The 13,172-nt window shown below is 62.7% G+C and carries 10 protein-coding genes; 7 read left to right on the forward strand and 3 right to left on the reverse strand.

Annotated features, from left to right (window positions below):
• The first annotated feature begins 246 nt into the window (after window positions 1–246).
• The 3 genes from BZL41_RS07870 to BZL41_RS07880 are packed head-to-tail and all read left to right on the forward strand — an operon-like array spanning window position 247 to window position 3,821.
• Window positions 247–906, forward strand: a complete 660-nt coding sequence (locus BZL41_RS07870; protein WP_095598775.1) for a paraquat-inducible protein A — start codon at window positions 247–249, stop codon at window positions 904–906.
• Window positions 893–1,516: a paraquat-inducible protein A gene (locus tag BZL41_RS07875; protein ID WP_095598776.1), complete on the forward strand. Its 624-nt coding sequence runs from the start codon at window positions 893–895 to the stop codon at window positions 1,514–1,516. The genes BZL41_RS07870 and BZL41_RS07875 overlap by 14 nt, the downstream gene beginning before the upstream one ends.
• Window positions 1,509–3,821, forward strand: coding sequence for a PqiB family protein (locus tag BZL41_RS07880; protein ID WP_095598825.1), 2,313 nt, complete (start codon window positions 1,509–1,511; stop codon window positions 3,819–3,821). Before BZL41_RS07875 ends, BZL41_RS07880 begins: the two co-directional genes overlap by 8 nt.
• A gap of 102 nt (window positions 3,822–3,923) precedes the next feature.
• On the opposite strand, the gene mksF is transcribed toward BZL41_RS07880, so the two are convergent.
• The 3 genes from mksF to mksB form a co-directional block, all read right to left on the reverse strand.
• Window positions 3,924–6,761, reverse strand: a complete 2,838-nt coding sequence (mksF, locus tag BZL41_RS07885; protein ID WP_095598777.1) for an Mks condensin complex protein MksF — start codon at window positions 6,759–6,761, stop codon at window positions 3,924–3,926.
• A complete protein-coding gene (gene mksE, locus BZL41_RS07890; RefSeq protein ID WP_095598778.1) occupies window positions 6,758–7,447 on the reverse strand; it encodes an Mks condensin complex protein MksE in 690 nt (229 codons plus the stop codon). The genes mksF and mksE overlap by 4 nt, the downstream gene beginning before the upstream one ends.
• Before the next feature lie 98 nt (window positions 7,448–7,545).
• On the reverse strand, window positions 7,546–8,787 hold the full coding sequence (gene mksB, locus BZL41_RS07895) for an Mks condensin complex protein MksB (protein ID WP_095598779.1): 1,242 nt from the start codon (window positions 8,785–8,787) through the stop codon (window positions 7,546–7,548).
• Window positions 8,788–9,070: 283 nt separating this feature from the next.
• Between mksB and BZL41_RS07900 the strand changes: the two genes are divergently transcribed.
• From BZL41_RS07900 to BZL41_RS07915, 4 genes are all read left to right on the forward strand, one after another.
• A complete protein-coding gene (locus tag BZL41_RS07900) occupies window positions 9,071–9,682 on the forward strand; it encodes a hypothetical protein (protein ID WP_095598780.1) in 612 nt (203 codons plus the stop codon).
• A 172-nt stretch (window positions 9,683–9,854) separates the two neighbouring features.
• Entirely contained in the window at window positions 9,855–10,958 is a 1,104-nt protein-coding gene (locus BZL41_RS07905) for a DUF6160 family protein (protein ID WP_095598781.1), read from the forward strand.
• Between the two features lies 1 nt (window position 10,959).
• Window positions 10,960–12,516, forward strand: coding sequence for a hypothetical protein (locus BZL41_RS07910; protein ID WP_095598782.1), 1,557 nt, complete (start codon window positions 10,960–10,962; stop codon window positions 12,514–12,516).
• 11 nt (window positions 12,517–12,527) lie between these two features.
• Window positions 12,528–13,031 (forward strand): DUF6160 family protein, encoded by a 504-nt coding sequence (locus tag BZL41_RS07915; RefSeq protein ID WP_256578103.1) that lies wholly within the window; start codon window positions 12,528–12,530, stop codon window positions 13,029–13,031.
• Window positions 13,032–13,172: the final 141 nt, after the last annotated feature.

Here is a 13,172-nt window from a genome sequence, read left to right on the forward strand (position 1 = left end):
CTCAGTAGTGAAACGACGCATCGCCGATGGTAGTGTGGGGTTTCCCCATGTGAGAGTAGGTCATCGTCAAGCACCTATCCCAAACCCCCAATCCGAGCAGTCGGGTTGGGGGTTTGTCTTTGCGCCTGGAAACACGCGTACAGGAAGTTGCTACAGCGCTCGACTGCTGTCACGGATGGAGTCACGGATAGACAGGCCCGGCTCCCGCTCGTCTAAAATACCCGGCACCTTTTCAGAGCCTCATTCATGCCCGACTCGCCCGATACTCGCGACATATCGGAGTTATCCCTTGAGGAGCTCGTTGCCTGTCATGAGTGCGATCTGCTCATGCGCAAGCCGAAGCTGATCGATGGCGAGAGAGCCGAGTGTCCACGCTGTGGTTATGAGCTATTCACCCATCGACATCAGGTTGTGCGGCGAAGTCTGGCCTTGGCGATCGCTGCGCTGTTGCTTTATGCGCCGGCCAACTTCCTGCCGATCATGCAACTGAATTTATTGGGGCAGCGTGCCGATGATACGGTTTGGAGCGGCGTGCTCGCCCTGTATAACAGCGGCATGCAAGGTATTGCGGTGCTGGTTTTCCTCTGCAGTATGGGAGTGCCGTTGCTCAAGCTGCTGTGCCAGTTATTCGTATTACTGAGTATTCGTTGGGATACCGGACGTAGCTATGGCCTGTTGATCTATCGGATCTACCACCACCTGCGTGAATGGGGAATGCTCGAGGTTTATCTGATGGGTATTCTGGTGGCGATGGTCAAACTCAAAGACCTGGCCGACCTCAGCATTGGTGTCGGTCTGGCGTGTTTCATTGGTTTGTTATTGGTCCAAGTCTGGCTGGAGGTGACGATGTCGCCTCATCAGATATGGGAAGCGCTTTCCGGAGAAGATACCGATGCGTGCCATTGATGCGGGCATACTGGTTTGTCCGGAATGCCATCAATTGAATCGGCAGGAGCCGGACAGCGATGCGCAGTTCTGTACCCGCTGTGGCGGAAGGGTGCATGCTCGGCGTCCCAACAGCCTGGCAAGAACCTGGGCGTTATTGATTACTGCCGCGATTCTCTACATTCCGGCCAATGCTTTGCCGATCATGACAGTCAATTCGTTCGGCAAGGGCGAGCCCGATACCATCATGTCCGGTGTGGTCACCCTGGTGCAGTACGGCATGCTGCCCATCGCTGCGGTGGTCTTCATCGCCAGTATTCTGGTGCCGACGTTCAAGCTGGTCGGCATCGCCCTGTTGCTCTATTCGGTGCAGCGCCATCAGCCGCTATCCGCCCGGCAGCGCATCCTAATGTTTCGTTTCATCGAATGGATCGGTCGCTGGTCGATGCTGGATATCTTCGTCATCGCCATCTTGGTGGCGTTGGTGAATTTCGGCAGCTTGGCCAGTATCGAGGCCGGTTTCGGTGCCGTAGCTTTCGCCAGCGTGGTGGTGCTGACCATGCTGGCTGCCATCACGTTTGACCCGCGCTTGATTTGGGATAACACGGAATCGGATGACGACCATGACTGACTTGCCCACTGCCAGAACCCGGCCGGCTTCGAATTGGTCGGCGATCTGGGTATTGCCATTGATCGCTCTGCTTATTGGCGGGTGGCTGGCTTGGCGCGCCTATAGTCAGGCGGGCATCGAAATCCAGGTTCTCTTCGACAGTGGTGAAGGGATTCAGGTCAACAAGACCGAAGTGATCTACAAGGGCATGCCGATCGGTAAGGTTGTGGCATTGGCTCTGGATGAACAGGGGGATAACCGGGGTGTAGTTGCAACCCTGGAGATGAACAAGGAGGTGGAACCCTACCTGCGTAACGACACCCGCTTCTGGCTGGTCAAACCGAGCGTGACGCTGGCGGGTATCACCGGTCTGGAGACGCTGGTTTCCGGCAACTACATCGCTGCAAGTCCGGGTGGTGGAGAGCCAGCGAGGAAATTCAAGGCGCTCTCGGAGGCGCCGCCATTGTCCGACCAGATTCCGGGACTCCACCTGACGCTAAAGGCCGAGCGTCTGGGCTCGCTGAACCGGGACAGCCCGGTGTTCTACAAGCAAATCCAGGTCGGCAAGGTAAAGAATTATGTGCTGGCCGACGATCAGCGCACCGTTGAGATCAAGGTCTACATTGAACCGACCTATGCCAATCTGGTCCGCAAGCACACCCGCTTCTGGAACGCTAGTGGGATTACCGTCGATGCCGGGCTGTCGGGGGTCAAGTTCCGTAGCGAATCCCTGGCCAGCATCGTCGCGGGAGGCATTGCGTTCGCCACGCCGGAAAATCGTAGCGATAGCCCTCCGACTGACCCGAGTATTCCGTTCCGTCTCTACGAAGACTTCGACGCGGCCCAGGCGGGCATCCGGGTCAGGCTGAAACTGACCGATTTCGAGGGGCTTGAGGCCGGGCGGACGCCGGTGATGTACAAGGGGTTGCAGGCAGGAACCCTGAAGACGCTCAAGGTCGATCCGGAGCTGAACAGTGCGACGGCCGAACTGACCATGGACCCGCTAGCCGAGGATTATCTCGTCGATGGGACCGAGTTCTGGGTGGTCAAGCCATCGATTTCGCTGGCTGGGATTACCGGCCTGGAAGCATTGGTGAAGGGTAACTACATCGCCGTCCGTCCCGGTGAGAAAGGGGGGCTGCCGAAGCGCGACTTCGTCGCGAGAGCCAAGGCTCCACCCTTGGACCTGGGGGCACCGGGACTCCATCTGGTGCTCTTCAGCGACAACCTGGGATCGCTGGATATCGGCAGTCCGGTTCTGTACAAACAGGTCAAGGTCGGTTCGGTGCAGAGCTTTCAGTTCTCCCGCGACCAGAAGCAGGTAGTGCTCGGCGTCCACATCGAGCCGGAATACAGCAGCCTGGTGAACAGTTCGACACGCTTCTGGAACGCCAGCGGCATTCGCTTGAGCGGGGGGCTGTCAGGTATCGAGGTAAAGAGCGAGTCGCTGCAAAGCCTGTTGGCGGGTGGCGTCGCTTTTGAAACACCCGACCCGCAAGCGCCGCCCGGCAAGCGCATCCAGCGCTTCAAGCTGTATGACGACCGCGACAGCGCCTTGCAGAAGGGCGTCGAGATCGAGATCCGCGCGGAAAGCGGCGATGGGCTGCGGCCGGGAACTCCGATCCGCTACAAGGGGCTCGACGTTGGCAGGATCGATAGTGTCGAGCTGACCGAGGATATGCAGGCCGTGGTGCTCAGGGCACGGATAACCGAGGCGTCCGAGCGTATCGCCCGGGATGGCACGCAGTTCTGGGTGGTAAAGCCGGAACTGGGGCTGGTTCGTACAGCCAACCTCGAGACCCTGGTCAGTGGCCAATACCTGGAGGTCATGCCGGCAGCCAGAGGTGCGGCGCGGCAGACCCGATTCACCGCCTTGCCCCAGGCTCCGACGCTCTCGGCTCGGGAGAGCGGGCTCGAGCTGGTCCTGAGTGCGCCCCGTCGGGGTTCGATCAAGCCGGGCGTCCCGGTGACCTACCGAGAGGTGACCGTTGGGCGGGTGACGGGCTACGAACTGGGGCCGAACGCGGATCGGGTGTTGATCCGTATCCTCATCGAGCCGCGTTACACCCCGTTGGTGCGCAGTGGCAGCCGCTTCTGGAACGCCAGCGGCTTCGGCTTCGACTTCGGGCTGTTCAAGGGCGCATCAGTACGCACCGAATCCGTCGAAGCATTGCTGGAGGGCGGTATCGCCTTCGCTACGCCGGAAGGCGAACAGATGGGACTGCCGGCCAAGCCGGGACAGACTTTCGCCCTGTTCAGCGAGGCGAAGGAGGAATGGCTGCTGTGGGCGCCGAAGATTGCGCTTGGAGAGTCGAGCGGCCAGTAGATGCCGATAAATAAGTGTTCGCGCCATCCGGCAGCTCGGCCGATGGCGCATTGCTCATCTTGGCTGGAGCGATTCGCCGTAGCGAATCCTCCAGCCCAGGCCTCAGGCCGGTTCGCCGGCCTTTTCTTCGGCTTCGGCCGTTTCGTTCCTGACCTGCTCGCGGCGCTTGATGAACTTCCAGTCCGCTTCGTCGATGTAGATGCCGTTCGGCCCGCTGCCGCCCTCCAGATCGATCGCGACGTGGGCCGACACTTGCGGCTTCACTGAGGCCAGGATCGGCACGAAGCCCAGCTGCAGACTGGTTTCGATCAGGGCCTGCTGGTTGCGCTCATCGATGTCGGCCGCCTCGTCCAGATAGTAGGGCAGCCGCACCCGACCAGCCTGCTCGCGGTCCATCAGGTGTAGCAGCAGGTACATATTGGTCAGCGCCTTGATGGTCATGGTCGTACCGTTGGACGCCGCGCCATCGATGTCGGTGTGAATCACCGGCTGGCCATGCACTTTGGTGATCTCGAACGCCAGCTCGAACAAATCCTTCAGACCCAGCTGATTGTTGTTGGCGGCTACCAGGCGGGCCAGGTATTCCTTGGCTTCCTCGTTCTTCGCATCCTGTTCGACCGACTGGGTGAGGTCGAAGACCGACAGGGTCTCGCCTTCCTCGTACTGGCCGGCGCTATGGATAATCTGGTCGATGTGGCGCAGCGCATCCTTGTTCGGCGCCAGGATGATGCGGAAGCTCTGCAGGTTGGACACCTGGCGCTTGTTGATCTCGCGGTTGAACAGCGCCAACTGGTGTTCCAGGTTGTCGTAGTCGCTGCGGATATTGCGCAGGGTCCGGGCGATGTCGGTGACGGCCGCACGCCGGGCCTTGGCCAGGGTGAGGGCTTCGTCCTGGCGATGGGCGTAGGCGTTGATCAGCAACTGCAGGCGACGCTCCGGGTCATCTTCGCTGTCGAACTTGGCGACTCCCTTCAGGCGCACCTGGGCATAGAGTGCCTCGATCTGCCCGTCGACCCGCTGTAGCGCCTGCCAAGTGTCTTGGTAGTCGTTGAGCAGCGGTAGCAGATTATCCAGCGAATCGTCCACCGGGTCGGTGTAGGGCGTGCCGAAGGGCAGGTCCGCCGGCAGCAACTGACGTCGGCGCAGGGCGTCTTCCAGCGTGCGCTCCTTGGCTTCCAGATCCGCCAGTTGACGCCCCACCAGTTGCAGCTTGGCGGAGAGCTGCTGGACGCGCTCGGTGAAGGCATCGCTGGCCCGCTTCAGCTCATCCTGAGCGGCTTCGGCCTGGGCCAGTTGTTCCAGCTTGCCGGCCTCTTCGGCAGAAAGCGTCTGGCAGCGGCGGAAGTCCTCCAGCGCCTTCTGGGCATCCAGCACGGCTTGATAGAGCTGCTCGGCCTGGGCCTTGCTCGCCGCGCGGTCGGCAGCCACCGCCTGCTGGGTCTTCAGTTGTTTCTGCTCGCGCTCCAGACGGTCGCGCTGGTCGCGTAGGGCGGCACGGTCAGCGAGGGCCTGCAGTGCCGGCGGTTCGATGTGGGACAGGTCGATGGACAGGCCCGGCACTTCGAAATGATTACCCTTGAAGCTGTCCAGAATAGCTTCCAAGGACTTCACCCAAGTTTCGCCCTCGTCGAGCTGGATACCTTTCTCGCCCAGCGGCAGGCTGAACAACTGGCCGTTGAATAGGCGCATCAGGCGATCGACATCCTGCTGCGAGAACTCCTCTCGCAGACGCGAATAGCTGTTGTTGTCGGCGTGATCGAGTTGCTGCTTCACCGACTTCAGGCGTTTTTCCAGATCGCGCAGTCGTTCGTCCAGGTCTTCGCTGGAGAACTGGCGGGACTGCGCCAGAGCGCCGGCCAGCTCGTCGTGGGCATCCTTGGCGGCGAGCAGTTGCTGTTCCAGGACCTTGACGTCATCGACCAGCGCGAAGCGGTTCTTCAGCACCGCCAGTTCGCCCAGCCAGCGCTGGATTTCACTGATTTCGCGCTCCAGGCGCATCAGCTCGGCGGTGCCCCCGCGCTGCTCCTGTTGCAGGCCGTCCTGCTCGCGGCGGTAGTGTTCGGCTTGGATCACCAGTTCCTCGCGCCGCGCGCCAGCGTAGTCGTGCCAGGTACCGAGCAGCGAGTCGAGCAAGGGCGAAAGGCGATGCAGCTTGCCGCGCAGCATCTCGCGCTGGGCGACTCCGGAGGCGAGCGCTTCGACCAGCGGGCCGGCGGCGACCAGTGCCTGGTAGTCCTGCTCCATTCGCCGCACGTCGCGGAAGGCTTCTTCGGTGGCGGCGATGTAGTCGACGCTGCCGGAGCGCAAACTGTGCTCGAAGGCATCGAGGAACAGTTGCTTGAGCTTGGCCGCGGTGATCTCGCGCATATGCAGCAGGTTGATGAACAGGGCGCGGAAGGTCTTCAGGCTCTGCTCGCTGGTCGAGCGCAGTGGGATCAGCGTCAGATCCAGCGGGATCGAGGTATGTCCGCCCACGAGCAGGCGGCGCAGTTCATCCGGCTTGAGTTCGTAGGCTTTCAGCCCCTCGCGCTCGAGGTTGCTGAACAGCTCCTTCTGGCGCAGGCAGGTGCCATTCTTCTGGTAGTGATCCAGGTCCAGCGAGCCGGCGTAGGCGAAGAACTGGTGGCCGAAACCGCCACCCGGCCCGCGTCCCGCCACGCCGATCACATGAGGGCCGTGGGGCAGGGCGACTTCGACGAGGATGTAGCTGGTGTCCGAGGCGAAGTAGAACTTGCGCGATTGCTCCAGGCTGTACTTGCCGAAGCTCATGTCCGACATACGCGCCAGGATCGGGAACTGCAAGGCGTTGATCGATGCGCTCTTGCCCAGGTTGTTGGCGCCATACACGGATAACGGATTTTCCAGCGGGAACAGCCCGAGGCTGTAGCCGGCGGTATTCAGCAGGGCGAAGCGGCGGATGCCGTAGCGTTCCTGACTCATGCTTCAAGCTCCTTTTCTTCGGCAATGGCGCGGGCCAGCGCGTCTTCTTCGCTCTCTTCGACTTCATCGCCCTCGACGGCGACGATTTCCTCGCCGCTGTCGTCGTCCAGCAGCACCGGAGCCGGCAGGGCCAGCTCGTTGCTGTGCAGGCTGGCTGCCAGGTCGCGGTCGTGTTGGACCGCCAGGCAGACATCGAGGAAACGGTGCATGGGTGGGAGAAAGCGGTAGATGCCGTTGCTGTCCTCGGCAAAGCCGAGCTGGGTCAGGCGGCGGATGACCTTTTCCTCCAGCTCTTCCTGGGTCGTCACTTCGGCCTGCAGGAACAGGTCGCGGTATTTGTCCAACAGGGCTGGCAACTCGTGGCGGCCGATGCTACCGCCATCGAGAACGGCGAGCGGGTCGCGGCCTTGGTCGGCGAGGTGCTCGACCATGATGAAGGTGAACAGCGCCAGGCGCTGGGCGGTCTTGTTCACCTGCGGGCCGACCTGTTCGGGAACGAAGTAGTAGAAGCCGCGCGGATCGCAGACCAGCTCGAAACCGAGCGCCTTGAACAAGGCACGGTACTGGTCCTGCAGGGTGGAGAGCTGGGCGTAGCACTCCGGTTCGCTGCGCGACAGGTGGTAGCCCTTGAACAGCTCGCGGAAGATCGGCGCCAGCTGGGTCATTTCTATCAGATCGATGTTCATGCGGTCACTCGCACAGGATCGTAGGGTGAAGGCGCGACGCGTTCTCCACCGCAAGTTCGAGTTGCAGGGGGCGGCACGGCGTCCGCTCTCTACATGGCTTATTCATGGGGTCGCCCTACCAGGGCGTAGGAGCTCAGGCTGACCTGATGCTCGCGGGTGAAGTAATCGCGGCGCTCCAGGCGTTCGCGCTGGAAGCGGCCGTCGCGCGACAGCCGGGAGAACCAGTAGAGCAGTTCGTCGGTGGCACCGTCCGGCTCCTGTTCCAGCAGCCAGACCATCAGGTCGGGCAGCGGCAGGGCCTGTTCGCAGCGCTCGATCATTTCCCGTGCAGTGCGCGGTGCCCGTGGCAGCGAGCCCTTGCGGGTTCCGCTGGCTTTGGGGAACTGCGCCGGCTTCGGCTCGAAGCGGGCGAGGGCATAGACGTAGGCTTCGACCTGCGATGCATTGCCCAGGTAGGTGCTCTGCGGACGGGTAAACAGCGGCAGCGCCGCTTGCGGCACGGCATCCAGGCCTTTCTTGCGGATCACCGACAGGGCCAGCGCGGCACCACGGGTCACGGCATTGTGCCGGCGGGCCTCTTCGCGCAGTGGCAGCAGCAGTTCGCGGGCCTTGCGCAAGGTGAGCTGGGCGGTGGTCTGCATTTCCAGGATGCGTGCGTGGGTGCGCAGCAGCAGGTCGTCGTCCACCAGTTGGCCGAGGCGCTGCTGTTCGCCGAGCAAACGTAGCAGCACCTGCTCGACGCGGCGCACGCCCTGTTCGAAGGCGCCGTCGGCGGAGACCAGTTGAATCATGGGTTCGACGTACTCGTCCCAGGTCGCCAGGACTTCGGCATAACGCTGGCGCAGGGGAATCTGCCGGTCGCTGGTCTTGGCCCGCTCGGCCACACCGATCAGCGCCTGCTCGTCGTTGGCCAGCTTCTTCAGAACGTCGCGCACGCGCATGTCGAGCAGGCGCAACTGACGCGCCAAGTCGTTGCCATCACGGATCTCGAAGGCGTCCTGGATGTAGCCGGCGAGGCGTTCCAGATGGCGCAGGTAGGCTTCGATCTCCAGGCACAGGCCCAGGCGGTGTTCGCGGCGCAGGTAGGCGAGGAAATCGTGGATCTGTGCGTTCAGTTCGAAGCGGTTCGGGCTCTTCGCCACGGGCACCAGGATGTCCAGGCGAATCCACTGGTCGAGCAGGGCCGTGATGTCGGTGGGTGTGCCGTCCGCCAGTTGCGCGCCGAGCTGGATGCGCAGCTCGGCCAGGCTCAGGGTGCCGGTATCGAAGCGTTCGCAGAGCGGTTCGAGCAACGTCCAGTGTTCGGCAAGGGCGCGCAGTACGCGCTTGGGATCGATCATGTCTCTGTCCAGAACTCCGCGCTCGGTCGGAGCGGGTCCGGCCGGTTTTTGCAAAAACAGCGATTGTACTTCAGGTCAGCCCAAGCGATTGAGCTTCAACCGATCAGAGGCGACAGGCCGGGCCAAGTGCATACTGGGGAAAAGTGACGAAATTTGGCAGAATTCGACAGGCTACAAAAGGGAAATTTGAGCCACTTCACGTATTGCTGCTGGCCTTACGATGTCACGGGCTTGGCATGCTTTCTGCGTTATCGGGTAAGGATTTCCTTACGAACAGTACGCCATGTCTTCGTCCTCCTCCGCCGCCTATGCCGCTGCCCGCTGGGCCGAACTCGAACGCCAAGGCGACCTGGCCTGGGACCTGGATGCCATCGGCAACCGCAGCGAAGCGATCGCTTTCCTGATGCGTTTCGAGAATCGTCTCTGCGTCTATTCCGGTTACGTGGAAAAGCTCTACAGCACCTATAGCTTCGTGGTGCCGGAAGAGGAGCACGGCAGCATCACCATCCTGCCCGACGAGCAGGCCTGGTACGACACTTTCCATGACATTCCCGCGGAGGCAGTGGAACCCACCGGTGTACACATTCTCCCCGGCGAAACCATGGGACACACCGGCCTGTACCTGAAGGTGCCTGGCGAACACCCATTGGCAGCTTCCAAGGAGCTGCCCTTCCAGGACGGCCTGAGGCTGCTGATCCAGCGTTACCAGGCGAAGAACGACTGTTTCCTGCCGGTGCTGATCAAGGGCGACCTGCGTGAATACGAAGACCGCATGCCCTCGCTGCACCTGCACCGGATCAACCCGGCGAAGCTCGCGCATCTCGCTCCGTTGAGCGTGGATGCGATCAAGGCTGCCATCGCCGATCACCTGATCGGCCTGTTCCGCCAGGGCTGAGTGTTCCGCCGCTGTGGCGATGGGTAACAGGTCGCCCAGCGTCCCGATGCAACCGAGAGCGAAGCGCGGCGAATTTCTCGACTATGGGTCGGCCCGGATCGGCGTCCGTCTTTCTATAGTGCGAACGAGGCCCGCTCGCCGGCGGAGCCGACAATAACAACAGGAATACGCCATGCGCCCGATTCGCCCGTTCGCCCAGCGTGCGCTCGCCTTGTTCTGCGGCGGTCTCATCAGTTGCTTCGCCCAGGCGGAACTGAAGCCCATGGCCGACAGCGAACTGGCGGAGGTCACCGGCCAGGCGATGATCACCCTGGATGGCCTGACCTACGGCGGCTTCGAGTACACGAGGGTCAATATCGGCGCCGACATCGACCTGCTCACCAACATCGATGAGCTGCGTCTGGGCAACTACAGCCGGTCGGGCGCCAACACCGTCTCCAGCCAGCCGGCGGATATCTGGATCGACAACTTCGCGCTCGGGCGGATCGACAACGCCAACTCGTCGGACGCCACCATCGTGCCGTTCCAGATCCGCGACCCCTACGTCGAGTTCGCTTTCAAGGTGAACGCCCAAGGCGTGCGCGAAGTGGCTGGCATCCGCCTGGGTTTCGGCCGGGCCCGGGGCGATCTGTCCGGTGACATCCGCTCGCTGACCGGGGTGATGCAGGGGCTCGTGACCGGCTCGGCATCCACGGCGCGCGAGTACTACATGCAGCAGAACGGCCTGAACAGCCTGACTTGCGCTTTCGATTTCAACTGCCTGGCCCTGAGCCTGGCGGGCGACACCGAAATCTACAGCGAGGTGCAACTGGTGAAGAGCGGCACCGGCGAAACCACCATCAACGGCCAGCCGATCAACCGTGCGACCGATATCGGCGTGGCCAAGGGCGACTCCTTCCAGACCGACAACGCGCTGCTGAAAGGCATCCTGCCGCTGATCGCCGCCAACAACGGCGATTGCAAGGCCTCCGGCCTGCCGGCCTGCTTCGCCTTGCTCAACTACAAGAGCATCTTCGTCGGCGACCGCACCCAGACCGACCTCAACCTCGGCGGTGCCCAGGGTATCTTCTTTTCCCTGCAGAACCAGAACGTGCCCTGGCAGGACCTGGCCGCGGCGAACGCCAGGTTTGTCGAAACCCAGTCCGGTGCCTTCGCCAACTTCGCCAAGACCGGGGAGGGCGCGAATGCGATATACCCGTTCATCGTGTCGCTCTACGAAGCCCTGAACGGCACCGCGCGGGTACCGACCTGCATGGGCCAGGGCAAGGGTTGCTGAGATGCGTGTAGCCACGGTCGCAGGGTTGGCGCTCTTGGCGCTGGCGGGGACGGGGCAGGCCATGGAGGCGCTGGACGACCAGGAACTGGGCGAAATCAGCGGCGCCGGGGTGGGCTTCTTTCTGGATAACTTCTACTACGACCAGGGCAGTGCCACCGCGCGGGTCACCGGCCTCAAGGACACCCAGGGCAACCCGTTGGCGATCGACTTCGAACGGGCCTACATCAAGGGCGAAGGCAGCCAGCGCGGCGCCCTGGATACCGAAGCCAGCCTGGGCTCGCCGCTGCATCCGTTCACCCTCGGCGTGGTCAGCGGCGCCAAGGCACCGACCCTGCCGGCGGGCGGCCAGGCGCTGCAGTTGCGCACGCCGAGCTGGACCGATCCGCTCAACGATACCCATCAGTACGGCCTCTGGTCCTACTACCAAGGCTGCCTGTACGGCGAGGCTGGCTGTACCGACCCGCAGAAGGCGGTGAACAACATCGATGTCGAGCTGAACAAACTGCAGACCCAGCGCGATCAGTTGCTCGCCCGCTACCAGAGCGTCGGCTTCCTCACCCTCAAGAGCGGCATCGACCAGGACATGCAGGTGGTCTATCAGCGTCAGGCGCAGGTGGCCACGGAAACCAGCGATGTGCAGAGCGCCTACGGCACCATGCAGACCCGCTATGCCGCCGCGCCTTCCACGGCCGACCTGTTCTATCCGAAGCCGGCGTTCGGCGAGAAGTACGGCTGCGGCAACATCTGCATCAACAGCGCGGCGCGGGCCTACAACCAGTCGGTGGACGCCTATCAGCAGCAGGTCAGCGAGCTGGCCGCGGCGCAGAAATCTCTGGCCGAGGCGTGGAATGTCGAGCGCGACGGCTACACGCTGAACCAGCGGTCCACCGACTACGACGAGTTTTCCAACCTCTGCGGGACCCCCTCCCAGCAGCAGCCGAGTTGTGCAGCCGGGCGGGTCAAGAAGACCCAGGACAACCGCAGCGTGCTGGTCATCGTGGCCACCTCGCTGCAAAACGGTGGCACCCGGGTCAAGGGGCTGGACATCGGCATCGAAGCCACCTTCACCCTGCCGTCGACCGCCTATAGCGGTGCCGCAAGCGGTGCGACCAAGGGCGCCACTACTACCCGAACCGACTTCTTTTCCATCAACCTGGAAGGCTTCAGCCTGCACGGCGCCTACCTCAATCTGTGGGGCGACAGCAGCGGCTTGGTGGGTGAGACCAGCCTGCAGATGTACGCCGACAAGCTGATCATCGGTGGCTGCCGCAATTGCACCGATGCCAACCGCGCCGTGGCGAAGAACCTCTACTTCGACATCAACCTGGGACACGGCACCCTGCAGCCGCTCAGCCTGGGCGTGCTGTCCGATGGTGAGCTGCGCCTGTCGCTGCCCGGGGTCACCTGGGCCAACCATGAAGCGTTCTACCAGCAGGTGCCGAAGAGCAACATCAGCATCGGTAACCTGAACATCGGCGGCGTCGACCTGGGCTCGCAAGTGGTGCGCGGGATGCGCGTGGATTATCTGGATGTCCGCACGGTGAGCCTGCCGCGCTGAGGAGTCTCGAAATGAAAATGTCAGCGTTGTTGCCGTTGTTCCTGCTCGCCGGTGCCGCCCTGGCGCAGGCCGAGCTACGATCGCTCGACGAGAGTGAGCTGCAGGATGTGACCGGCCAGGACGGCATCAGCCTCAGCGCCAACCTGACCTTCGCGCCCAACCCGGCGCTGACCCGCTGCGCCGGTGGTTGCGGTGCCCGGGTGGCGATCAAGCCGGGCCACAGCGACGGTTTCATCGTCGTCGACAACATCCTCGGCACCTTCAGCTTCGAGGGGCTGAAGCTGGATATCGTGACCATCGACAGCGGTTTCGCCGGCGAAGGTGCACAATTCAACGGCCAGGCCCTGCGCCTGGAACTGACCGAGGCCCGCTTCGAAAACGCCCGCTTCACCCTCGGCAGCTCGAACCAGGCGCGCGGCGACCAAGCGGGGTTCCGCCAGACCGATCTGCTGACCTACAGCACCCACGGCGAGGTGCGCCTGCACGGCAACCTGTATTTCTTCGCCGCACCCTGAGCCTATCTCCGGCCCCGCGTCGCACCGTCCGGTAGCGACGGCCTTTCCGCCCGCCGCGTTTCCAGCCACAATTCCGCTATTGAGTGCCATCGTCACGAGCGATGGCGCCGGCAGCCCGAGCCCATCTGCCCGCAAGGCGGG

Origin of the sequence: Pseudomonas sp. PIC25, from assembly GCF_002286785.1 — a bacterium.
GTDB lineage: Bacteria > Pseudomonadota > Gammaproteobacteria > Pseudomonadales > Pseudomonadaceae > Pseudomonas_M.

Coding starts and splice junctions, on each gene's coding strand:
- BZL41_RS07875 (WP_095598776.1), top strand. CDS start 893: ATGCGTGCCATTGATGCGGGCATACTGGTTTGTCCGGAATGCCATCAA.
- BZL41_RS07915 (WP_256578103.1), top strand. CDS start 12,528: ATGAAAATGTCAGCGTTGTTGCCGTTGTTCCTGCTCGCCGGTGCCGCC.
- BZL41_RS07910 (WP_095598782.1), top strand. CDS start 10,960: ATGCGTGTAGCCACGGTCGCAGGGTTGGCGCTCTTGGCGCTGGCGGGG.
- BZL41_RS07900 (WP_095598780.1), top strand. CDS start 9,071: ATGTCTTCGTCCTCCTCCGCCGCCTATGCCGCTGCCCGCTGGGCCGAA.
- mksE (WP_095598778.1), bottom strand. CDS start 7,447: ATGAACATCGATCTGATAGAAATGACCCAGCTGGCGCCGATCTTCCGC.
- BZL41_RS07905 (WP_095598781.1), top strand. CDS start 9,855: ATGCGCCCGATTCGCCCGTTCGCCCAGCGTGCGCTCGCCTTGTTCTGC.
- BZL41_RS07880 (WP_095598825.1), top strand. CDS start 1,509: ATGACTGACTTGCCCACTGCCAGAACCCGGCCGGCTTCGAATTGGTCG.
- mksF (WP_095598777.1), bottom strand. CDS start 6,761: ATGAGTCAGGAACGCTACGGCATCCGCCGCTTCGCCCTGCTGAATACC.
- mksB (WP_095598779.1), bottom strand. CDS start 8,787: ATGATCGATCCCAAGCGCGTACTGCGCGCCCTTGCCGAACACTGGACG.
- BZL41_RS07870 (WP_095598775.1), top strand. CDS start 247: ATGCCCGACTCGCCCGATACTCGCGACATATCGGAGTTATCCCTTGAG.